Source organism: Streptomyces monticola, assembly GCF_042665355.1.
GTDB lineage: Bacteria > Actinomycetota > Actinomycetes > Streptomycetales > Streptomycetaceae > Streptomyces > Streptomyces monticola.
Genome location: NZ_JBHTCF010000001.1, coordinates 993,022 through 1,016,421 on the forward strand (window position 1 = coordinate 993,022; position 23,400 = coordinate 1,016,421).

General features: G+C 70.0%; 15 protein-coding genes and 1 tRNA gene. 10 read left to right on the forward strand and 6 right to left on the reverse strand.

The features are described from left to right. Window positions 1-8 precede the first annotated feature (8 nt). Entirely contained in the window at window positions 9-1,076 is a 1,068-nt protein-coding gene (locus ACFQVC_RS04105) for a sugar phosphate isomerase/epimerase family protein (protein ID WP_381826464.1), read from the forward strand. Window positions 1,077-1,190: 114 nt separating this feature from the next. On the opposite strand, the gene ACFQVC_RS04110 is transcribed toward ACFQVC_RS04105, so the two are convergent. From ACFQVC_RS04110 to ACFQVC_RS04125, 4 genes are all read right to left on the reverse strand, one after another. Next, window positions 1,191-2,579 (reverse strand): OFA family MFS transporter, encoded by a 1,389-nt coding sequence (locus tag ACFQVC_RS04110; RefSeq protein WP_381826466.1) that lies wholly within the window; start codon window positions 2,577-2,579, stop codon window positions 1,191-1,193. Window positions 2,580-2,753: 174 nt separating this feature from the next. Next, a complete protein-coding gene (locus ACFQVC_RS04115; protein ID WP_381826468.1) occupies window positions 2,754-4,886 on the reverse strand; it encodes an acetate--CoA ligase family protein in 2,133 nt (710 codons plus the stop codon). 3 nt (window positions 4,887-4,889) lie between these two features. Continuing rightward, window positions 4,890-6,122, reverse strand: coding sequence for a formyl-CoA transferase (gene frc, locus ACFQVC_RS04120; protein ID WP_381826470.1), 1,233 nt, complete (start codon window positions 6,120-6,122; stop codon window positions 4,890-4,892). Window positions 6,123-6,135: 13 nt separating this feature from the next. Further along, a complete protein-coding gene (locus ACFQVC_RS04125; protein ID WP_381826472.1) occupies window positions 6,136-7,821 on the reverse strand; it encodes a thiamine pyrophosphate-binding protein in 1,686 nt (561 codons plus the stop codon). A gap of 210 nt (window positions 7,822-8,031) precedes the next feature. Between ACFQVC_RS04125 and sucC the strand changes: the two genes are divergently transcribed. From sucC to ACFQVC_RS04145, 4 genes are all read left to right on the forward strand, one after another. Beyond that, complete coding sequence (sucC, locus tag ACFQVC_RS04130; RefSeq protein ID WP_381826474.1) at window positions 8,032-9,156, forward strand: ADP-forming succinate--CoA ligase subunit beta; 1,125 nt, start codon at window positions 8,032-8,034, stop codon at window positions 9,154-9,156. A gap of 263 nt (window positions 9,157-9,419) precedes the next feature. Then, window positions 9,420-10,298 (forward strand): succinate--CoA ligase subunit alpha, encoded by an 879-nt coding sequence (sucD, locus tag ACFQVC_RS04135; RefSeq protein ID WP_381826476.1) that lies wholly within the window; start codon window positions 9,420-9,422, stop codon window positions 10,296-10,298. Window positions 10,299-10,544: 246 nt separating this feature from the next. Next, window positions 10,545-12,095, forward strand: coding sequence for an aldehyde dehydrogenase family protein (locus tag ACFQVC_RS04140; protein WP_381826478.1), 1,551 nt, complete (start codon window positions 10,545-10,547; stop codon window positions 12,093-12,095). Window positions 12,096-12,532: 437 nt separating this feature from the next. Then, window positions 12,533-12,617 (forward strand) — tRNA-Leu (locus ACFQVC_RS04145). 1,423 nt (window positions 12,618-14,040) lie between these two features. On the opposite strand, the gene ACFQVC_RS04150 is transcribed toward ACFQVC_RS04145, so the two are convergent. Beyond that, window positions 14,041-14,307: a hypothetical protein gene (locus ACFQVC_RS04150; protein WP_381826480.1), complete on the reverse strand. Its 267-nt coding sequence runs from the start codon at window positions 14,305-14,307 to the stop codon at window positions 14,041-14,043. Window positions 14,308-14,718: 411 nt separating this feature from the next. Next, window positions 14,719-15,309, reverse strand: coding sequence for a snapalysin family zinc-dependent metalloprotease (locus ACFQVC_RS04155; RefSeq protein ID WP_381826482.1), 591 nt, complete (start codon window positions 15,307-15,309; stop codon window positions 14,719-14,721). Window positions 15,310-16,305: 996 nt separating this feature from the next. On the opposite strand from ACFQVC_RS04155, the gene ACFQVC_RS04160 reads away from it, so the two are divergent. The 5 genes from ACFQVC_RS04160 (at window position 16,306) to ACFQVC_RS04180 (ending at window position 23,397) form a co-directional block, all read left to right on the forward strand. Next, window positions 16,306-17,784, forward strand: a complete 1,479-nt coding sequence (locus tag ACFQVC_RS04160; protein ID WP_381826484.1) for a sugar transferase — start codon at window positions 16,306-16,308, stop codon at window positions 17,782-17,784. A gap of 100 nt (window positions 17,785-17,884) precedes the next feature. Beyond that, the gene (locus ACFQVC_RS04165; RefSeq protein WP_381826486.1) at window positions 17,885-19,210 is read left to right on the forward strand and encodes a nucleotide sugar dehydrogenase; all 1,326 of its coding nucleotides are present in this window, start codon (window positions 17,885-17,887) and stop codon (window positions 19,208-19,210) included. Beyond that, window positions 19,200-20,480, forward strand: a complete 1,281-nt coding sequence (locus ACFQVC_RS04170; RefSeq protein ID WP_381826488.1) for a glycosyltransferase family 4 protein — start codon at window positions 19,200-19,202, stop codon at window positions 20,478-20,480. The genes ACFQVC_RS04165 and ACFQVC_RS04170 overlap by 11 nt, the downstream gene beginning before the upstream one ends. Further along, window positions 20,477-21,874: a Wzz/FepE/Etk N-terminal domain-containing protein gene (locus ACFQVC_RS04175; RefSeq protein ID WP_381826490.1), complete on the forward strand. Its 1,398-nt coding sequence runs from the start codon at window positions 20,477-20,479 to the stop codon at window positions 21,872-21,874. Before ACFQVC_RS04170 ends, ACFQVC_RS04175 begins: the two co-directional genes overlap by 4 nt. Next, window positions 21,871-23,397 (forward strand): Wzz/FepE/Etk N-terminal domain-containing protein, encoded by a 1,527-nt coding sequence (locus ACFQVC_RS04180; RefSeq protein ID WP_381826492.1) that lies wholly within the window; start codon window positions 21,871-21,873, stop codon window positions 23,395-23,397. The genes ACFQVC_RS04175 and ACFQVC_RS04180 overlap by 4 nt, the downstream gene beginning before the upstream one ends. Window positions 23,398-23,400 lie beyond the last annotated feature (3 nt).

The window sequence follows — 23,400 nt, forward strand, 5'->3', positions numbered from 1 at the left end:
GTTCCCGCATGCCCCGCACATCCCGCAACTCCGCCGCAGACCCCGAACTCACCCGCAGACTCAGCCGCCGCGGCATGCTCGGCGTCGCCGCCGGCGCCACCGCGGCCGCCGTACTCGGCGCGGCCGCGACGCCCGCCGCCGCTCAGGCCGCAGCGGACGCCCCGGCCACGACGGGCAAGGGCAAGGGCGGCCCGGTCCTGCCGCCCGGACGCCTCGGCATCCAGCTGTACAGCCTGCGCGACAAGGTCTCCACACTCGGATTCGCCCCGGTCTTTGCCGAGTTGGCGAAGTACGGCTACGACGAGGTCGAGTTCGCCGGATACACGCAGGGCTCCGCGGGGCCCATCACCCTCGCCCAGCTCAAGCGGCTCGCCGCCGACCACGGCCTCAACCCGATCGGCAGCCACGTCGGTTACTACGCCGACGACCCGAACGCGTACACCTTCGCGCAGAACCTCAACAAGGTCCTCGACGAGGCCCAGGCCCTCGGCCTCAAGCACATCGGCACCGCCTCGGGCCCCTGGCGCTACGGCACGACCGTCGACGGCTGGAAGCGCTGTGCCGAGGAGTTCAACACCTACGGCGCCGAGGCGAAGAAGCGCGGCATGAAGTTCTACCAGCACAACCACGCCGAGGAGTTCTCCTTCGCCACCGACCGTCCCGACATACGCCTCTACGACGTTCTGCTCGCCGAGACCGACCCGGACCTCGTCTATCTGGAGATGGACATCTACTGGGCCTACGCCGCCCAGTTCCGGTTCTCCAAGCGCGTCGACGGCACGCCCGCGCCGTTCGCGCCCCTTGAGTACGTGCTGAAGCAGCCGCACCGCTATCCGCTGTTCCACGTGAAGGACGGCATCAAGGACGACACGGTGCGTGACGGCTACCGCATGAGCGATGTCGGCGACGGCGACATCGACTACAAGACGTTCCTGTCCACCGTCACCCGGCGCACCCCGGGCGGGCGGCGCTACCACCACTGGCAGGCGGAACACGACAGTCCGGCCGAGTCGTTCGCGTTCGCCCGCAAGTCCAGTGCCCATCTGCACGGGCTTCGGGAGCGCTGCGGCGACTGACGGACACGGACACACGACAGGGCCCGGTACCGGCGAGCGGCCCGGGCCCTGTCGTATGCGCGGATCCGGTGGCGGATCCGCCGGCCGTGCGGTGCTGCGTGCCGCGCCGTGCCGTCAGATCGCGTCGCGGCTGATCGGCATGGGATTGGGAGTGATGTGTTTGCCCTTGGGTCTGCCGGGCTGCGACAGGAACAGGGCGACGAAGCCGGCGAACAGAGAGATGGACCCGGCGAGAGTGAACGCCCCGGTGTGGCCCCAGTGGCCGACCACGAAGGCGCCCATGCCGGAGCCGAGGAGTCCGGAGACCAGCTTGGAGCTGTAGACCAGGCCGTAGTTGGAGGCGTTGTTGTTCTCGCCGAAGTAGTCAGCCGTCATGGCCGCGAACATCGGGAAGATCGCGCCGCCGCCGAATCCGGAGATCGAGGAGAACAGCAGGAACAGCGGCAGATTCTCGATACCCGCCGACCACAGGATTCCGTACTGGGACAGACCGAGCACCACGCAGACGAAGATCAGGCACCGCTTGCGGCCGTAGCGGTCCGACAGCCAGCCGATGACGCCCCGCCCGGTGCCGTTCACGATGGCCTTGAGGGACATGGCCGTGGCCACGATGCCGCCGGCGAACCCGGCTTCCTTGCCGATGTCGACCTGGAAGGCGATGCCGAAGATATTCACGCCGGAGGTGCACAGCAGACAGAACCACATCAGTGCGACCCGCCCGGTCTGCCAGGCCTCCTTGGGGGTGTACTGCTTGACGGCGGGCGGGTTCATCCGCAGCGCGCGGCGCGCGCGGGGGTCGTCCGGCGGGCGCAGCGGGTCCACCTCCGCGGGCCACCAGTTCTTCGGCGGGTCCTTGAAGAAATAGCCGGCCGCGGCCACGGTGGCGGCCAGGAAGACGCCGACGGAGACCAGGACCCAGCGGAAGTTGGTCAGGTCCATGTAGCCGGTGAAGAGGAACACGAACGGCACCGAGCCGTAGGCGAATCCGCCGTTGACGAAGCCGGTCTTGCCGCCCTTGCGCTCCGGATACCACTTGCCGACCATGTTCACGCAGGTCGCGTAGACCATGCCGGCGCCCATGCCGCTGAACATGCCGAAGCCGATGTAGGCGACCACCACATGAGGCGCGTACGCCAGTGACAGATAGCCGAGAAGCGTGCCGACGGCGCCCAGCATCATCGCCCAGCGGGCGGGCAGCTTGCCCGACTCACGCAGCTTGCCCGCGGGGAAGGCCACGGCGGCCTGGAAGAAGACCCACACGCCGAGCATCCAGAAGATGTGCGCGCTGCCCCAGCTGTGCGCGGTGTGCAGGGTGTCCTCCGCGGAGGCGAACGCGTACTCCGCGGAGCTGATGCCCATCATGCCGATCCACGGCAGGATGACCATCCACTTGCGCTTGCGGCCCATGATGTCGATGTCGGTCTCGCCGACGCGGTACATCCGGCCGTTGGCGTCCGTCACCTCCCTGTAGGGGACGGACGTGGGTATGTCGGTGGTTGTCATCTCGCGTTAGCACCCCTTGCGTCGAAAAGAGCCTGGCCAGCGCCCCCTGTCCAATTCCTTTCGTGTGCGCCCGGGTCCCGGGGGCGGCCGGCGCGCACCGCCGGCCGCCCCCTCCACGTCAGGCCGTCATCGACCACCTCCGGGCGGGCTGCCGCAGGTCACCGGTCCGCGCTCTCACAGCAGCCTCGCCGCCCGCGCCCACCGGTACTTGGCGCCGAGTACGGCGACGGGCTTCTCGGTCGTGTAGGGGTACGCGACGACGCCGCGCTCGAAGAGATACGCGCAGGCCTCCTCGACCTCGACGTCACCCGCGAGCGATGCCACCACCGGCTTCTCTATGCCGCGCTTCTTGAAATCGGCCACCACGCGCGCGGTGAGCTCGGCGAACACCATGGGAGGGGTGACGATCGTGTGCCAGTAGCCGAGCACCAGAGCGTGGATCCTCGGGTCCTCCATGCCGAGCCTGATGGTCGCCTCGTACGTCGACGGGGGCTCTCCGCCGGTGATGTCCACGGGGTTGCCCGCGGCCCCGAAGGGCGGGATGAACTTCTTGAAGGCGGCGTCCAGGTCCTGCGGAATCTCCATCAGGGACAGGCCGTTGTCGGTCACCGCGTCCGACAGGAGCACCCCGGAACCGCCCGCTCCGGTGATGATGACGACGTTGTCGCCCTTGGGGGCGGGCAGCACCGGCAGGGCGCGCGCGTACTCCAGCATGTCGTTGAGGCCGGGTGCGCGGATCACCCCAGCCTGCCGCAGGATGTCGTCGTACACGGCGTCGTCGCCCGCGAGCGCCCCGGTGTGCGAGCCCGCGGCCTTGGCGCCGGCCGCCGTACGGCCCGCCTTGAGGACCACGACGGGCTTCTTGGGAACGGTCTCCCGTGCCGCCGCCACGAACGCGCGCCCGTCCTTGAGGTCCTCCAAGTGCATGGCGATGCACTGGGTGTTGGGGTCCTCGCCGAACCAGGTCAGCAGGTCGTCCTCGTCCAGGTCCGACTTGTTGCCGAGGCCCACGATCGCGGAGACACCGGTGTGGGTGGCGCGGGCGAAGCCCAGGATGGCCATGCCGATGCCGCCAGACTGGGAGGTCAGGGCCACGCCGCCCTTGACGTCGTAGGGCGTGCAGAAGGTGGCGCAGAGATCGTGCCAGGTGGAGTAGTAGCCGTAGATGTTCGGACCGAGCAGGCGTACGCCGTGCCGCTCGGCGATCGCGACGATCTCCTCCTGCAGCTGGTGCTCGCCGGTCTCGGCGAAGCCGGAGGGGATGAGCACCGCGTTGGGGATCCCCTTGCGTCCCACCTCCTCCAGGGCCGAGGCCACGAACTTGGCGGGGATCGCGAAGACCGCCACATCCACCTCACCCGGAACGTCGGTGACACTCTTGTACGCCTTGCGGCCCTGAATGTCATCGGCCTTGGGGTTCACGGGGTGGATCTCGCCGGAGAAGCCGCCGTCGATCAGATTGCGCATGACCGAATTGCCGATCTTGCCCTGCTCGTTGGAGGCGCCGATCACGGCGACCGAGGCGGGCTGCATCAACCGGCGCATAGAGCGCAGGATTTCCTCGCGCCCGTAGGTGCGCCGCGCCTTCGGCGTCTCAGTGGAGAGGATGACGCGGATGTCCGCGGCGAGTGCCCCTTCGGGGGTGGCGATCACCGGGTTGAGGTCGACCTCCGCGATCTCGGGGAAGTCGGTGACCAGTTCGGAGACGCGGCGGATCTGCTCGGCGAGCGCCCACCGGTCCACGCCCGCAGCTCCGCGTACGCCCCGCAGGATCTCCGCGGCCCGGATCGAGTCCAGCATGGAGACGGCCTCGTCCGCGTCGACGGGCGCGAGCCGGAACGTCACGTCCTTGAGCACTTCCACGAGGACACCGCCGAGGCCGAAGGCCACCACCTTCCCGAAGGTCGGGTCGGTGACCGCGCCGACGATGACCTCCTGCCCCTTGGGGAGCAGTTGCTGCACCTGGACGCCCTCGATGCGGGCGTCGGGCGCGTAGGCGCGCGCACTGTCGACGATCGTGTGGAAGGCGGCGCGGATGTCCGCGGCGCCCTCCACGCCGACGATGACGCCGCCCGCATCCGTCTTGTGCAGGATGTCGGGGGAGACGATCTTGAGGACGACGGGTCCTTCGAAGCGCGCCGCCGCCGCCACCGCCTGGTCGACGTCACGGGCCAGCTCCTCGCCCGGCACGGCGATGGCGTACGCGTCCGCGATCACCTTGCCCTCGGGCGCGGTGAGCGCGGTGCGCCCCTCGGCCCGTACGGCGTCGAGCAGCGCCCGCACCGTCTGCGTGCGGTCCTCTGCCATCACTCAGATCACTCCGTTCGACTTGAGCAGGCGCAGCTCCTCGTCACCGAGGCCGAGCTCGCCGACGTACACCTCTTCGTTGTGCTCGCCGAGCAGCGGTGAACTGATCACATCCACGGGGGAGTCGGAGAGCTTGAGCGGGGATCCGACCGTGGTGAACTCGCCGCGCTCGGGATGCGGCACCTTCACGACCATCTCGTTGGCGGCGAGCGAGGCGTCCTCGACGATCTCCTTGGTGGACAGGATCGGGCCGCACGGGATGTTGTGGGAGTTGAGCTGTTCCAGGACCTCCCACTTGGGCAGCGTGGAGGACCATTCCTCGATCAGCTGGAACATCTTGTTCAGCTTGGGAAGCCGGGCCTCGGGCGTGGCCCACTCGGGGTCGTCGGCCAGTTCGGGCCGGCCGATCAGCTCGGACATCGGCTTCCAGCCGACGGGCTGCACGATGACGTACACGTAGTCGTTGGGGCCGCCCGGGGCGCACTTGACCGCCCAGCCGGGCTGGCCGCCGCCGGAGGCGTTTCCCGAGCGGGGAACTTCCGTGCCGAAGTCCTCGTTCGGATATTCAGCGAGCGGGCCGTGGGCCAGGCGCTGCTGATCGCGCAGCTTCACCCGGCAGAGGTTGAGCACGGCATGCTGCATGGCCACGTTGACCCGCTGCCCGCGCCCGGTGTTCTCCCGCTGGTAGAGCGCCGCGAGTATTCCGGCGACGGCATGAATGCCGGTTCCCGAGTCGCCGATCTGGGCCCCCGTCGCCAGCGGCGGCCCGTCCTCGAAGCCCGTGGTCGACATCGACCCGCCCATGGCCTGTGCCACGACCTCGTAGGCCTTGAAGTTGGTGTACGGACCTTCCCCGAAGCCCTTGATGGAGGCATAGACGATACGAGGATTGATCTCCTGGATGCGTTCCCAGGTGAACCCCATACGGTCCACGGCCCCGGGGCCGAAGTTCTCGACCATCACGTCCGAGCGCCGGATCAGCTCGGTGAGGAGCTCCTTGCCGCGCTCGGTCTTGGTGTTGAGGGTGATGCTCCGCTTGTTGCAGTTGAGCATCGTGAAGTAGAGCGAGTCGACGTCGGGCAGATCGCGCAGCTGCTTGCGGGTGATGTCCCCGGTCGGCGCCTCCAGCTTCACGACGTCCGCGCCGAGCCAGCCGAGCAGCTGAGTGGCGGAAGGACCGGACTGGACGTGGGTCATGTCGAGGACGCGTACGCCCTCAAGAGCCTTGGTCGTCATGACAAGCAGCTCCTCACTTGTACATGGTCTGGTTCATGGTTCCGGGGGCGTAGGCGTCCGGGTCGACCCAGACGTTGATGAGCGAGGGCTTGCCTGACTCGCGGGCCCGGCGCAGCGCGGGGCCGATGTCGGCGGGGTCGCGGACCTCCTCGCCGTAACCGCCGAGCATCTGGGCGAACTTGTCGTAGTGGACGTCGCCGAGGGTGTTGCCGACGCGCTCGCGCTCATCGCCGTACTTGGCCTTCTGGCCGTAACGGATCTGGTTCATGGAGGAGTTGTTGCCGACGATGCCGACGAAGGGGAGGTCGTAACGGACCAGGGTCTCGAAGTCCCAGCCCGTCAGGGAGAACGCGCCGTCGCCGAAGAGCGCCACGACCTCCTTGTCCGGGCGGGCCTGCTTGGCGGCGAGCACAAAGGGAATGCCCACGCCGAGCGTGCCGAGCGGCCCGGGGTCCATCCAGTGCCCCGGTGACTTGGGCTGGACGACCTGACCGGAGAAGGTGACGATGTCGCCGCCGTCACCGATGTAGATGGAGTCCTCGGTCAGGAAGTCATTGATCTCGCTGACCAGGCGGTAGGGGTGGATGGGGGAGGCGTCCGAGCGCAGGTTCGGCAGCCGCTTCTCCAGGGCGCCCTGCTCGGCGGCGCGCAGCTCGTCCAGCCACTCCTTGCGCTTGGAGGCACCGCCGTTCAGGCGTCCCGAGGCGGCTTCGGTCACCGACTTCAGGATCAGGCCCGCGTCGCCGACGATCCCGAGGTCGATGTCCCGGTTCTTGCCGACGGTGCGGTAGTCCAGGTCGATCTGCACCACGGTGGCGTCGGGCGAGAGCCGTTTGCCGTAGCCCATCCGGAAGTCGAAGGGAGTGCCGACGATCACGATGACATCGGCGTTGGAGAAGGCGTACCGGCGGGAGAGCTGGAAGTGGTGCGGGTCGCCGGGAGGGAGCGTGCCGCGGCCGGCGCCGTTCATATAGGCCGGCACATTGAGGGTGCGTACGAGTTCGGTGGCCGCCTCGGTGCCGCGCGTCGTCCACACCTGGCTGCCGAGCAGGATCGCGGGCTTCTCGGCGTGCACCAGGAGGTCGGCGAGCTTCTCGATCGCCTCCGGGTCACCGGTCGACCGGGTCGAGGCCCGGTACTGCCCGGCCCGGGGCACCCGCGCCTTGTCCACGGGCACCTTCGCGTCGAGCACATCGCGCGGGATCTCCAGGAAGGAGGGTCCGGGAGCGCCGTGATAGCACTCGCGGAACGCCATGGACACCATGTCGGCGGCGCGCGCCGTATCCGGCACCGTCGCGGCGAACTTGGTGATCGGCGTCATCATGTCGACGTGCGGCAGGTCCTGGAGCGAGCCCATCTTGTGCTGGGTGTGGGCCCCTTGGCCGCCGATGAGCAGCATCGGTGACTCGGCGCGGAAGGCGTTGGCGACTCCGGTGACGGCGTCGGTGGTGCCGGGGCCCGCGGTGACGACGGCGCAGCCCGGCTTCCCGGTGATACGGGCATAGCCGTCGGCGGCGTGGGCGGCGACTTGTTCATGGCGTACGTCGACGACTTCGATGCCCTCGTCGACGCAGCCGTCGTAGATGTCGATGATGTGGCCGCCGCACAGGGTGTAGATGATGTCCACGCCCTCCGCTTTGAGTGCCTTGGCGACCAGGTGCCCACCGGAAATGAGTTGCTGGCTGTTCTCGTCGGGCATGGCGAAGTCCTGTCCCTTCGTAGGGGGTCGGCGTACTCGGGCAGGGCTCGAGTACTGCTCACGTACTGCTCATGCGCTGCTCTGACGTACTGCTCACACCGCCGTCGCGGTAGATTGCATACAGTCGACGAATACTGTATGAAGCTTGTTATCCCGCATCCGGTGGGTGGTGTCCAGGGGGCGTGCGGCACTTTTAAGTCAGGAGCCGGAATGGACCTGTTCGAGTACCAGGCAAGGGAACTCTTCGAGAAATACGGCGTGTTGGTGCCGAGAGCCGGGGTGACCGGCACGGCCAAGGAGGCCCGCCGTATCGCCGATGACCTCGGCGGACGCGTTGTCGTCAAGGCCCAGGTGAAGACCGGGGGGCGCGGCAAGGCGGGCGGCGTCAAACTCGCCGCCGACCCCGCCGCCGCCGAACTGACGGCCCGACAGATCCTCGGCATGGACATCAAGGGCCACACCGTGCACCAGGTGATGCTCGCCCAACCTGTCGACATAGAGCGGGAGTTCTATGTCTCCTACGTCCTCGACCGGGCCGCGGGCCGCTTCCTCGCCATCGCCTCGGCCGAGGGCGGCATGGAGATCGAGGAGGTCGCGGCGACCCGGCCCGAGGCGGTGGCCCGTATCCCCGTCGACCCCGCGCACGGCGTCGCCGCCGACAAGGCCGCGGAGATCGCCGCGGCGGCCGGCCTGCCTCCCGAAGCGGCGGACGTCCTGGTCAAACTCTGGACCGTACTGACCGAGGAGGACGCCGTACTCGTCGAGGTCAACCCGCTGGTGCGCACCCGCGACGGACGGCTTCTCGCGCTCGACGGCAAGGTCACCCTCGATGACAACGCCCGTTTCCGGCAGGCTCGTTGGGGCTCCGCCGGCAGCGCCCACGACGACCCCCTGGAAGCGGCGGCCGCGGCCAAGGGGCTCAACTACGTCAAACTCGACGGCCAGGTGGGAGTCATCGGCAACGGCGCGGGCCTCGTCATGTCCACCCTCGACGTCGTCGCGGGCTGCGGCGCCCGCCCCGCCAACTTCCTCGACATCGGCGGCGGCGCCTCCGCGCAGATCATGGCCGACGGCCTGTCCGTCATCCTCTCCGACCCGGACGTCAAGTCCGTCTTCGTGAACGTCTTCGGCGGCATCACCGCCTGCGACGCCGTCGCCGACGGCATCGTGCAGGCACTCGGCGAGATCCGCCTCACCAAACCCCTGGTCGTGCGACTCGACGGCAACAACGCCGCACAAGGCCGCGCCATCCTCGACGGCCACCACCACCCGCTCGTCGAGCAGGCCCCCACTATGGACGGCGCCGCCCGCCGCGCCGCGGAACTGGCCGGCTGAGCGTTCCGCGGGCTTTCTGATCAGCCGTCAGCCGTCAGCCGTCAGCCGTCAGCCGTCAGCCGTCAGCCGTCAGCCGTCAGCTGCCAGTCGTCAGTCGTCAGCCGTCGTCATCCGTCATCCGCCGTCCACCAGCCGGCGTCCGCCGTCCACCAGCCACCATCTGTGGCTGAGCCGTAGGCGGTCGCGCCCGCGCCGCGGTGGAGCCACATCGACACGGCCCTCCGCAAGCACGCTCAGCCGCCCGAAGCAGAGGAGTTCACACCATGGCGATCTACCTCACCAAGGAGAGCAAGGTCCTGGTCCAGGGCATGACCGGCGCCGAGGGCATGAAGCACACCCGCCGCATGCTGGCCGCCGGCACCGAAGTGGTCGGCGGCGTCAACCCCCGCAAGGCGGGCCGCACCGTCGACTTCGACGACCGCGCGGTGCCTGTGTTCGGCACCGTTCGCGAGGCCGTCGAGGTATCCGGCGCGGACACCACCGTCGTCTTCGTCCCGCCCGCCTTCTGCAAGGCCGCCGTCACCGAGGCCGCCGACGCGGGCCTCGCCCTGGCCGTCGTCATCACCGAGGGCATCCCCGTACACGACGCGGTCGCCTTCCACACGTACGCCAAACAACGCGGCACCCGCGTCATCGGCCCCAACTGTCCCGGCCTGATCACCCCGGGCCAGTCCAACGCCGGCATCATCCCCGCCGACATCACCAAGCCCGGCCGCATAGGCCTCGTGTCCAAGTCGGGCACCCTGACCTACCAACTCATGTACGAGCTGCGCGACATAGGCTTCTCCACCTGCGTCGGCATCGGCGGCGACCCCGTCATCGGCACCACCCACATCGACTGCCTGCAGGCCTTCGAGGGCGACCCCGACACCGAACTCGTCGTCCTCATCGGCGAGATCGGCGGCGACGCGGAAGAACGCGCCGCCGCGTACATCCGCGAGCACATCAGCAAACCCGTCATCGGCTACGTCGCCGGCTTCACCGCCCCCGAGGGCAAGACCATGGGCCACGCCGGCGCCATCGTCTCCGGCTCATCGGGCACAGCGCGCGCCAAGCAGGAGGCCCTCGAAGCCGCGGGCGTGCGCGTCGGCGCGACCCCCACCGAGACCGCCCGACTCGTACTCGACCGGCTCGGCGTATGACATCTCCAAGAGGAGGCGGGGTGCAGCCAAGTGGGGCGCCCGGGCGCGCGCGGGGAGCCCAACCGGCGTGGCGCCCGGGCTACTTGCCGCATACGTGACCTCACTCATAGGTGCCCGGCACCCGGAGCACTACCGTCGAGCCCGAACAGCCATGCACCTCCCTCCCGCCCGTCGCCCGCCACCAGCCTTCTGCGGAAGGTCCTCCGGGCCCTCAACCGACTGTGCACCGTGAGCGGAGAAGAACCGATGGCAGCAACCCCCAACACCCTCACCCTCAAGCCGGGCACCGCCTGGTCCGACGCGTGGCAGCGCTGTCTCGCCGTGGCCCCCGAGGCCTTCCGCGACGACCGTGTCCTCAACCTCTGGGGCGCCGCCTGGCACGCCGAAGGCCGCGCCCTGCCCGCCACAAGCCCCGTCGACGGCAGCCCCATCGCCGGACCGCCACGCCTGGACGCGGCCACCGCCCAGCAGGCGGTACGCGCCTCACTCGACCAGCACCGCGCCTGGCGGCACATCCCGCTCACCGAGCGCCGCGCCCGCGTCGCCGCCACCCTCGACGCCCTCACCGAGCACCGCGAACTGCTCGCGCTGCTCCTGGTCTGGGAGATCGGCAAGCCCTGGCGTCTGGCGCAGGCCGATGTGGACCGGGCCATCGACGGCGTGCGCTGGTACGTCGACGGCATCGAGCCGATGGTCGAGGGCCGGACCCCGCTCGTCGGACCGGTCTCCAACATCGCCAGCTGGAACTACCCGATGTCCGTACTCGTTCACGCCATGCTGGTCCAGGCCCTGGCCGGTAACGCCGTGATCGCCAAGACCCCCACCGACGGCGGCCTGGCCTGCCTCACCCTGGCCTGCGCCCTCGCCCAGCGCGAAGGCATCCCGGCGACCCTGGTCAGCGGCGGCGGCGGCGAACTCTCCGACGCGCTGGTGCGCGCCCCCGAGATCGGCTGTGTCTCGTTCGTCGGCGGCCGCGACACCGGAGCAGCGGTGGCCACCGCGGTCGCGGACCTCGGCAAGCGCCACATCCTGGAGCAGGAGGGCCTCAACACCTGGGGCATCTGGAACCACTCGGACTGGGACGCACTCTCCGCCGTGATCCCCAAGCTCTTCGACTACGGCAAGCAGCGCTGCACCGCCTACCCGCGCTTCGTGGTCCAGCGCGCCCTGTTCGACCAGTTCCTCGCCGCGTACCTGCCCGCCGTTCGCGGCATCCGCACCGGCCACCCGCTGGCCGTGGCCAACCCCGACGACCCGCTGCCCACCCTCGACTTCGGCCCCGTGATCAACGCGGCCAAGGCCAAGGAACTCAGCGACCAGGTCACCGAGGCCGTCGACCGCGGCGCCGTCCCGCTGTACCGCGGCGCCCTCGACGAGGGTCACTTCCTGCCCGGCCAGGACACCTCGGCCTACGTCCCGCCCGTCACCCTCCTCAATCCGCCGCCTTCCTCACCCCTGCACCACGCGGAACCCTTCGGTCCGGTCGACACGATCGTCCTGGTCGACACGGAAGCGGAGCTCCTCGCCGCGATGAACGCGTCGAACGGCGCGCTGGTCGCCACTCTCTCCACGGACGACAAGGACACCTACGACCGCCTGGCCCCGCAGATCCGCGCCTTCAAGGTCGGCCACGGAAAGCCGCGCTCGCGCGGCGACCGCGAGGAACTCTTCGGCGGCTTCGGAGCATCCTGGCGCGGCGCCTTCGTCGGCGGCGAACTCCTCGTCCGCGCGGTCACGCAGGGCCCGGCGGGGGAGCGGCTGCTCGGGAACTTTCCGGAGTATCAGCTGTTGCCGTAGGCGGCATGCTTACGCCTCAGTTGTTCTTGCTGCTGCTGCTGCTGCCGCCGCCGCCTTCCGTGCTCCGGCCTCGGTCCGTGCCCTGATGGTCCGGGGTGAGGGCGGGGTCCGGTCCGAGGGCTGCGGCACTGTGCGCTCCACGGCCTGCTCCAGGAGCGCACAGTGCCGCAGCGGCGGCTCCCTGCGCCGCGTCGAGCACCCGTGTACGGAGGGTTGCCCCGCGGACGCTCACGTACCGCTGGAAGCACCCGCGGCACCCACAGATGACGTCTCTCGGTAGTCACTGCGTCACACGTAGTGAAACTCTCGGCGGGCCCCGCCTGCGCTCCCGGTGGCCGCTGCGCGGCGGGCAGATACGCAGGTGAAAGGCACCCTGAATCCTTGGTATTGTTGTCCATGTCGCCACGGGGCACGCCCCGGCGGTCGACACACACCTAGTCCGGGTGGCGGAATGGCAGACGCGCTAGCTTGAGGTGCTAGTGCCCTTTATCGGGCGTGGGGGTTCAAGTCCCCCCTCGGACACAACCAGTACAGCAACCGGTGCTGGCCGACTCTCGGCCAGCACCGGTTGCTTTTCGTGGTCATAGTTCAGGCGCGGCCCGAGCTGGCGGTAGACCTCGGCCCTGTTGAGCGGGTCGGCCCTGTCGAGCAGGGCGAGGAACCCGCCGGAGCCGCGACCCGGCGGGGTGGGCGCGTGCTGACGGTCGACGGTCGAGGGCGGCTCGGGCGGCGGCGCGCTGGGCCTGGGTGCCGGTGATCCAGGTGGTGATCACCCCTTCGGGTCGGCCCCGGCTTCCGGGGCGGCGCGGTGCTGCGCGAGCTCTGCGATCACACGTGGCCAGCTCCCGGCGGGCGACCTCGCGGATGTCCAGGGGAGGCTGGGTCTGTTCCAGAGTGGTCAGGGTCGCGGCCAGGTGGGCGGGGGTGAAGGTGTCGGCCGGCCAGGCGTCCAGCGCGGGGGTGACGGCGTCCTCGCGCGGGGTGGAGCTCCGCACCGAACCCGCTCACGCCAACGACCTCCTGCGCGCTGCTCGTACTCACCAACCTTGAAGTGAACCGCCGGCAGATGAGGTATGAGCTGGCCCAAGGCCGCCGCACGTCACCAGCACGAGCATCCCGACAGGACCTCATTTCCCCTCACTGGCCTGCGACTTCAAGACGCCGGGGTTTCTGCAGTCACAGTCACTCGATCGGCCATGCGCCAATTGGTATCGCCCGGCAGGCCGACGATTCCCCGCGAGGACGACCGATGGGTCAGTCAGTTGGGGAGTCCCCGTCATCGCGGAACTGGACCCGGACGCCGTGCTCCGCTGCCGCGACGTCCTGTTCCCCTATCTCCGCGTGGACGACTGACCGAGGCCCTTACCTCGGGCGTCTCCGAGTCGAGGACGGACTTCCTGACCAGGGGCTCAGACAGGCTTGACCAGGCATCAGATACGCGAGAAGTCCCTGGTAGGAACAGATCTGCGAAGAACTCGGACTCCGTTGCCATCCTGGCCTGTCCTTCATGCGAGCGGGACGGTCGGGTTCTGCGCGGCGAAGCAGGGCGCGGGCGGCCTCCTTTACTGCCCATGCGCGGTAAAGCGCTGAGGGCCGGTGAACAGGCCGTCGTCATCCAGCCCGGTGGCCGCGCGGTCGAGGAGATCGGCCAGCCCGGCCTGGTCTCCTTGCACGAGTCACGTCGTGATGCCGCAGACAGAAGCCCCAGCTGGCCCTTGTCATGGCCGGAAGCGATGTTGTCGATCTCGATCCCGGTCGCTTCGTCACCGGTCGGGCACAGTGCAAGAGCGTGGACCGCCGACGCAGGGGCGCCGCTGCCCTCGGTGCCGACGTCCGTGCCCGAGCCGGTGCTCCGCCGTACGGCGAGGACGGCGAGTGCATAGCAGCGGATACGCCCCCGTGCCTCGCTGCTGTGCAGTCACAGGCCGATGCTGTCGACGGCCGACTACGTCCGCTGCTTTCTACGGGCCAGTTGGATGAGTCGGGCGCCGGGGACGCCGATGAGGCAAGGGAGCAGGAGGCCGAGCAGCACTCCGGGGTTCGGCTCCCCGCCCGTGAGCCCGGCCGCCAGCAGCACCGTATGGAGGGCGAGGCCCGCAGCGACGACGAGGAGAACGCTCCCGAACCGGATCGCGCCACGGATGTTCTTCGCTCCGGAACGGACCACGCTGGCTTCGGAGTTCGGGGCGGTGGCCGGGGATGGCGCTGTCATGGTGTGGGAGTCCCTTTCTGGGTTTCTGTCTACGCGGCTGTCTGTCTGGTGTTCCGCAGAGCCTGCGGCCCTCGCTCCATCTTCGGCAGCGCAGGCGCCAGGCCCGCGCGGCAGCGTCGATGGCCACTGTTCGTCCTCTGTGCCGGCGTCGAGCCACAGCAGCACGCCAGTGCCGACGTTGATCTGGGTACCTTGCTCGTATACCACGGCACAGGACTGACAGAGGAGCGAGCGCAGGACAGCCTCGATGGTTCGCAGCCGTCGCAGCCAACGCCATGTGGACCACCATCGGCTGACGAGCCCTGAGCCCCGATGGCCCCGCGCCACGTCACCGCGCCGGCGCCTGACCGCGCACGCCACGCGGCCAGGCACCGTTGTGCTGTCAATTCCCCTACAAGGTCAGGGTGTTGGTTACCCCGCGTCCACCAGGATGCGCCCGCCGGCCGGGACCAGTGCGGCGATGCCGTTGCCGTAGGCGGCTTCGACGCGGGCCTGTTCGGTTGCGTCGGGGATGGCGTTCTTGCAGCTGGTGCCCGCGCTCGAGCCGGACATCAGCTGGGAGCAGGGGCCGGGCTTGGTGTCCGGCAGGCCCAGGTTGTGGCCGAGTTCATGGGCCGTGATGCGGGTCTTGTCGTGGCCCTGGGCGACGGCCTGGCTGCCCAGTTCGACGCGGGCGCGGCCGCCGGGGCGGACGGGGCCGAGGCTGGCCTGCGGCCAGCCGCTGGTGGCCACGATCTGGATCTCGGCCCGGGTGCCGGGCGGGGCCTCGACCAGCTTGACGTTGTCGACGTTGTTGTTCCATGAGGCGACACCGGCCGTTATCGCCGCCTCCCAGCCGCGGGCTTGGCTGTCGTCGTATCGGAGGGTCACTGCTGCGGATATGCCCTTGGCGCTGGTTTCGCGTGATTGATCCGGTATGGCTGACGCGTTCGCTGCGGGGGCCAGGCTCAGGAGGACCGCTGTGGCGGTGCCGGCTAGGGCGAGCCGTCTGAAGTGCAACATCGCTGTCCCTTCATTGGTGGGGTGGACTCGCTTGTGCACTCGGGCGCGACTCAGGGCCTTGGTACGGACCTGTCGGCGCTCGGGCGAGAGGCTACTGCGCCGGACCCAGGTCGCAGGAGCCCCGGAACTGTGAAACTTCTCCGGGCGCGGGTTGGCGGAAGGCGGCGGAAGGCGACGGAAGGCGGCGGAAGGTTCCGCGGAGCGCTCCAACTTCGCTGCCGGGGTGCCCTTTTGGGGCAGGGCGCCTCCGGCAGGGGGCGAGTATCGGGTGGCGCCCTCGTCGCTCTGGTTTTCTGCCGCACGACAGGTTTCGCGGAGCGAGGGGTTCCGGCCGTTCTCGGTGTATTCCGCTTCGTCGCGGCGCCTCCGCCGGAGGGGGGCCAATCGGCCCTATGTGGGGGCCAGTTGGCCATGTCGAGGTGCCTCGCGGCGGCGGTTTCGGGGGCTGGGGAAGTGGCGTTGGTGCAGGTCGGGCCGTATGTCCTGGTCGTCGTGGGGCCTGTGGGCGGTTACTGGCCGGTGGCTCACGGCTCAAAGCTTGAGCACAAATTCCACACATCCCCTCTTCAAGACCGGCACCGATGGTCTAGATTGACCGTGCTTCACCAGTTTGGACATGAGCTGACAAATAATGATCTTTAGGTCCGGCGCTGCGGACAGCCCACCATCGCGTTCCCGGCGCCGGACGACGGGGTGATCAATTCCAGGAGCCCGGGAGGGGGTCCTTGGGTGCGGGGAGCACCCGAGGTTTCGACGGGTTCAGCGCATCTTGTTCCACGTTGCGCAATTCACTCATGGTTATTCAAGTGGCGCTGGTATGGGCTGATATGGGCTGGTGTCAGGTAGGGGGGGGCGGGGGCCTCCTGGGGGAGAACGGCGCGGCACGGGGGGCGGGGGCCTCCCGAGGGGAGCGACTGCGCGGGGGGCGGGGGCCTCCCGGGGGGAGGAACCGTGTTGAGCGAACACGTCGAGCCCACTGGTGACCTGGGGGGGTCCGTGAAGCAGGGGGAATTAGCCAGCCCGTTTTCACCGGTGCGCGGGCGTCCGGTGAACGGGGCGATCAACAGGCCCGCGATCGACTGGGAGCAGCGGTACCGCCGTACCGTGATCGTCAGCGACACCCTGGCCACCGCCCTCGTGGTGGCTGCGATCGGCGGTTTCTTCGGGGCCAGGGACGCGGCCAACTGGCATGAGAAGTGGAGAATCCTCGCCTTCGGCACCGAGCTCCTTGTCCTGGGGACGCTTGCGGTGACCCGCTCGTGGGCTCCGGCCGTGCTCGGCCAGGGCGCCGAGGAATTCCGCCGGCTCGGACGCTCACTGTTCACGGCGGCCGTCGTACTGGCTCTCGGCGGGATCGCTCTCACTTCCCGCAACATCAAGCTCTGGATCTTCGTCGCGATCCCGGCGATCGCACTCATCACCATGACCGAGCGGTATCTGCTCCGTCTCTGGCTGCACAAGCAGCGCAACGAAGGACGGTGTCTGCGCCCGGTGCTCGCCGCCGGGAGCCCGGCCACGGTGCGCGACCTGATCACCCGGACCCGTAAGTTCCCGCACCTCGGCTGGCGGGTGGAGGCGGTGTGCACGCCGGACGGACTCGGGCCGGACGGCGATCAGTTGGACGGGGTGCCGGTGGTCGGCCGCCTCACCGACGTCGCCGGGCATGTCCGCCGCGACGGCTACCGTGTCGTCGCTGTCGCATCGGACCCGCACTGGTCACCGGACCGGCTGCAGCGCCTGGCCTGGAACCTCGAGGGCAGCGATGCCGAGATGGTCGTCGCCCCGGTGCTCATGGAGGTCGCGGGGCCGCGCCTGCACGTCGACGCGGTGCTCGGGATTCCGCTGCTCCGGGTCAGCATGCCGGCCTTCACCGGGGGCCGCCGGGCGGTCAAAGAGGTCGTCGACCGGATGGGCGCGACGGTCCTGCTGTTGCTGTTCGCGCCGCTGATGGTGCTGGTCGGACTGCTCGTACTGGCCGACAGCCGGGGCGGGGTGTTCTACCGGCAGCGCAGAGTGGGCAAGGACGGCCGCGAGTTCACCATTCTCAAGTTCCGCACCATGGTCGCCGGTGCCCACGGGGCACGTGCCCAGCTGGCCGGCCGCAACGAAGGTGCGGGGCTGCTGTTCAAGCTCCGCCGGGATCCGCGGGTGACCCGGGTGGGAGCGGTGCTTCGCCGCTACTCGCTCGACGAACTCCCGCAGCTCTTCAATGTGCTCACCGGCTCGATGTCGCTCGTCGGCCCGCGGCCCCCGTTACCGGAGGAGTCCGCCGCGTACGGCCCGGACATCCGGCGGCGGCTGCTCGTCAAGCCCGGGCTCACCGGCCTGTGGCAGATCAGTGGGCGCAGCGACCTTCCGTGGGAAGAGGCCGTCCGCCTCGACCTGCGGTACGTGGAGGACTGGTCGCTCGCGCTCGACACGGTGATCTTGTGGAAGACGCTGCGTGCGGTGGTCCAGGGGCAGGGGGCCTATTGATGCGCGGGGCGCTGCTGGTGCCCGGGGGGCTGCGGTTCGACTGTCCGGTCGACGCATGGAGCGCAGGCCGAAAGGGCCTGCTTGGGGGGAGGAACGCGTCATGAGAGTGAGCGTCTTAGGGCTCGGTTACGTGGGCTGCGTATCGGCGGCGTGTCTGGCCGGCCAGGGCCACGAGGTCATCGGGGTGGACGTCAACCAGGCGAAGGTCGACCTGGTCAACGACGGCAAGGCCCCGGTGGTCGAGGAGCGGATCGGCGAGCTCACCGCCGAGGTCGTGCGCGGCGGAGCGCTGCGCGCCACCCACGACGTGCGTGAGGCGATCCTGGGCAGCGAGGTGTCCCTCGTCTGCGTGGGCACGCCGTCGGAGCCCAACGGCAGCCTGTGCACCACGTACTTGGAGCGGGTCACCGAACAGATCGGCGCCGCTCTTGCCGAGCGCAAGGGGCGGGGCGAGCGGCACACCGTCGTGTTCCGCAGCACCATGCTCCCGGGCACCTGCCTGAACCTGCTTGTGCCGATCCTGGAGAAGGCCGCGGGCGGTACGGCCGGGGTGGACTTCGGGGTCGCGGTCAACCCGGAGTTCCTGCGCGAGGGCACGAGCGTGCGGGACTTCTTCGACCCGCCGAAGACCGTCATCGGCGAACTCGACCCGGCGAGCGGCGACATGGTGGCGGCGCTGTACGACGGCCTGCCCGGCGAGGTGTTCCGGGTGCCGGTGCCGGTCGCCGAGGCGATCAAGTACGCGGACAACGCGTTCCACGGCCTAAAGATCGGGTTCGCGAACGAGCTGGGCGCGATCTGCCAGGCGCTCGGCGTGGACTCCCACCAGGTGATGGATGTGTTCCTCGCCGACCGCAAGCTGAACGTCAGCCCCGCCTATCTGCGGCCCGGCTTCGCCTTCGGCGGCTCCTGCCTGCCCAAGGACCTGCGCAGCCTGGTGCACGCGGCGCAGCGGGCCGATGTCTCGGTGCCCATCCTCGCGAACGTGCTGCCCTCCAACACCCAACACCTGCAGCGTGCCGTGGAGTTGGTCGAGCGCACCGGAAAGCGCCGGGCGGGCCTGTTCGGCCTCTCCTTCAAACCCGGCACCGACGACCTCCGTGAGAGCCCGCTCGTCGAGCTGGCGGAGCGGCTCTTCGGCAGGGGCTACGACCTGAAGATCTACGACGCCAACGTCAGCCTCTCCCGGCTGCTCGGCGCCAACCGCGAGTACATCGAGACCCGGCTGCCGCACATCGCGCAGCTGCTCGTGGACTCCGTCGACGAAGTGCTCGAGCACGCCGAGGTGTGCGTGATCGGGACCAGGGATCCGGCCGTGCTCTCGGCGCTGCCTCATGGCGAAGGACCGGCGATCGTCGACCTCATCCACCTTCCCGACGCCGAAGCGCGCCGGACCGAACCGGGGTACATGGGCCTTGCTTGGTGACACAACGTTTGGTGACACAGCCGGCGGCGACCGGCCGGGACGGCGCGCGCTGATCCTGGTGGAGAACCTGTCGGTGCCGTTCGACCGGCGCGTATGGCAGGAGTGCACGACCCTGCGCGACGCGGGCTGGGAAGTGCACGTCATCTGTCCCCGGGGGGAGAAGCGGGACACGGAGCCGGAGGCGGAGATCGACGGGGTGCGGATCCACCGCTACCCGCTGCGCGCCGCCACCGGAGGCCCGGCCGGCTATCTGCGGGAGTACGCAACGGCGTTGTGGCACACCCTCCGCCTCGCCCGCAAGGTCGGCCCGGTCGATGTGGTGCACGCCTGCAACCCGCCCGACCTGCTGTTCCTGCCGGCGCTCTGGCTGAAGCGGCGCGGCGCGCGGTTTGTCTTCGACCAGCACGACCTGGTGCCCGAGCTGTATCTCTCCCGGTTCGACCGCGGCGAGGACCTGCTCTACCGCGCCGTGTGCGCCCTTGAGCGGCGGACCTACCGGGCCGCGGACATCGTGCTCGCCACGAACGAGAGTTACCGCGATGTCGCGGTCCGCCGTGGCGGCAGGCGTCCCGAGGATGTCTTCGTGGTGCGCAGCGCGCCCGCGACCGACCGCTTCCAACCGGTGCCGCCGGAGCCGGAGTTGAAGCGCGGCAAACCTCATCTGCTGTGCTACCTCGGCGTGATGGGACCGCAGGACGGCGTCGACTACGCCTTGCGCGCGCTCGCGAAACTGCGCGACGAGTGCGGGCGTACCGACTGGCATGCGGTGTTCGTCGGTGCAGGCGACGCCTTCGACGCGATGGTGGAGCTGTCCCGGCGGCTCGGGCTCTCCGAGCAGGTGCAGTTCACCGGGCGCATTCCGGACGCCGACCTGGTGCGCCATCTGTCCACCGCGGACGTATGCCTCTCGCCCGACCCGCGCAATCCGCTCAACGACGTGTCGACCATGAACAAGGTCCTGGAGTACATGGCGATGGGCCGGCCGATCGTCTCCTTCGACCTTCGCGAGGCGCGCGTCTCCGCGGGTGACGCGGCCCTCTACGCGCCCGCCAACGACGAGGCCGAGTTCGCCAGGCTCATCGCGCTGCTCCTCGACGATCCGCAGCTGCGGGACCGGATGGGCAGGACCGGCCAGGAGCGGATCAGCGGGCAGCTCTCCTGGCGGAACTCGCAGGCGTCGCTCCTCGCCGCCTACGCCGCTGCCTGCAGTGACCGCACTCCGGTGCAGGCGGGCGGGCAGGCCCGGACAGGGAAGAGGCAGCGCAGTTGAGCGAAGACACGATTCGCCTGGTCACGATCGGGCGGATTCTCCGTCGGCGGTGGCGGCTGCTCGCCGTCGTCGCCGTGGTGGGCGCACTCGTGGGTTACGGCGCCTCTGTGCTGTTCCCGCCGCGCTATACGACGTCGGCATCGGTACTCCTGTCGGGACAGTGGGAGGAGCGCGAGCTGCTGACGCAGGGGCAGATCGCGGCCAGTTCGGCCGTGGTCGACCGCGCGGCCGCCGCGCTCGCCTGGACCGGTGTCAGCGGCGCCGAACTGCGGGACCGGGTCAGCGCCACGGCCGCCGACGGAAACATCATCAAGATCTCCGGTACGGCGGACACCCCGCAGCGCGCGCAGCAGCTCTCCGACCAGGTGGCCAAGGAATTCGTCACCTTCGCCGCGCGGATCGCGGGCGACAGCACCGACCCCGAGGCCGAGGCGGGCCCCGAGGCCCTGCGACAGAAGGTCGTGCAGACCAACCGCCGGATCACCGATCTGGCCGAGGCGGCCGACCCCGGGCGGACCGTGGAGAGCGTGCAGGCCCGCACCGAGCTGGAGAAGCTGCGTACCGCGCTGCTTGAGGCCATGAACAAGCTGGACGAGGCCGACCCGGCGAGCACCAAGGCCGGCATGGTCGTCATGGGCCCCGCGGCCCGGCCGACCGGCGAGGCCGCGCCGACGAGGCTGCAGCTCATCGTCGCCGGCGCACTGCTGTTCTTCCTGCTCGCGGTCATCGGCCATCTCGCCGCCGCCCGGATGAGCCGTCGGCTGCGCACCGAAGCGGAGATCGCCGCGGCCCTCGGCTCGGCACTGCTCGGCACCGTCGACGTACCCGGTGAACGGCGCGTTCAGCGGCCCACCGGCCGTGGACCGCGGGCCTGGGTCCGCCGGCTCCTCGGCCTCGACACCCGATGGGATCTGCCGGCCCCGCAGTCATCCGGCGGCGAGACCGGCCGGCAGCTCCGCTACCGGCGGGTGTGCACCCGTCTGCGTACCCAACTACCGGCCGCGCGCGGGCTGTTGGTCGTCGTACCGGACGGCGACGAGATCGCCCACCGGGCCGCGGGGCAGCTGGTCGCCGAGGCCGGGAGCGATCCTTCCCCGGGCTCTTCGGGCAGGGGATGCCCCGCGCTGCGAAGGGTGGGGGTCTCGGTGTCCAGGCCGCTGGTGCCGGACCGCGACACCGAGTCCGGTGCCGTGGTCGTGCTCAGCGCCGGCAGCTGGACCGCGGAGGAGCTCGCCGGGATCGCCGAGGCCTGTGCGGACGCCGGGCACGAGGTCGTCGGCACCGTCGTCGCCGGCCCGGTCCTGGCCCGGCCGGCGCGGCCCGCCGGCCGGTCCCGGGACCGCGCCGTGCCCGCGCTCGCAGTCGGCGACGGTGCGAAGGGAGGTTCGGGGTGACGACGCATACGACTTCGGAGCCGGCCGCCGCTCCGCTCCTCGACCTGCAGGCGCTGGTGGTCGCGGTGCGCAGACGCCGCCGCCTCTGGAGCGCCCTGGCGCTCCTCGGGCTGCTCGTCGGCGCGGCGCTCGCGGTCCTGATGCCGCCGCCGCCGAGCGCGATGGCCAAGGTCTACGTCGTGCACAAGGACGACCAGCCGAACGACACCGGAACGCTGATCCGCACCGACGTCGAGCTGCTCGGCACCACGCGGATCGCAGGCAAGGCCCTGGAGGCCCTCAACTCCCGTGAGAATCCCGAGGACTTCATGCGGGACTACCGCGGGACCGGCCTGACCAACAACCTGCTGCAGATCGATGTGGCAGGTACGAGCGACGCGGAAGCGGTGGCCCGGGCGAAGGCGCTGGCCGACGCGTTCGTCGCGGACCATGTGCGGCGGATGCAGGAGGCCGCGAAGGCGGAGGCCAAGGCCCTGCTCGACCAGCGCGACCGGATGCGCAAGGAACTCGCCGAGGTCAACAGGGAGATCGGAGACGGACCGCCGGAGAGCGGCCCCAAGGCGTCGGCGAGCGTCGAGTCGCTCTTCGCCCGCCGGGCCGAACTCACCTCGCGGGTCGCCGACTTCGACCAGCGCGCCGAAGAGGCACGCATGGGTACGCCCCAGCTAGTCGCCGGCACGCAGATCGTGGACGCCCCGCGTGCGGTGCGGCACTCCCTGCCCAAGGCCGCCGCCACCAACGCCGCGATCGGCCTCGTCCTCGGGCTCGTCATCGGGCTCGCGCTCGCCGCGGTCGGCACGGTCGTGGCGGACCGTCCCGTGCTGCGCCGGGAGATCTCGGCGAACCTGGGCGCCTCGGTCATCGCGGAGCTCCCCCGCACGCCCCGCCTGACCCTCGGGCTCTGGCATCGCCGACGGACCCGGGAGGCACGGGCACGGCTCACCACGACTCTGGCCCGCACCGTGCGCGGCTCCGCGGAACCGGTGGCGCTGCTCGAACTCGGCTGTGCGCGCAGTGCGAGCACGATCGCCCTGGGCCTCGCCGACGCACTGGCGGAGGACGGGCCGGTGGTGATCGTCGACGGCCTTCCGGGGCTGCCGCTCGCGGACGGCCGCCGAAAGCCGGAAGGGCCGGCCGTGGTCAGCGGTGAGCGGGCCGCGACCGTACCGGACCGGATGCGCCGGATCGGCGTCGGCTCGGTGGCGCCCGGCTCGGCATGGACCGACCTGCGCCACCTCGGCAGCCGGGCGGTGCTCGTCGTACGGGCCGGGCACGGCAACGCCGCATGGCTGCACACCGTGGCGCGGCAACTCGCGGACCTGCACATACCGGTGATCGGTGTGGTGCTGATCGACCCCGATCCGCGTGACCGCACCGACGGCACGCTGTGGGACGGGCCGCACACCGCGCTGCGCGGCCAGAACGAGTGGCCGGCCCGGCAGAACGGGACGGGCCGGCTGCGGACCGAGCGGCGGTCGATGCCGGCCGTACGGGTCCCGGACAGCGACCAGGAGGCACCGTAAGAC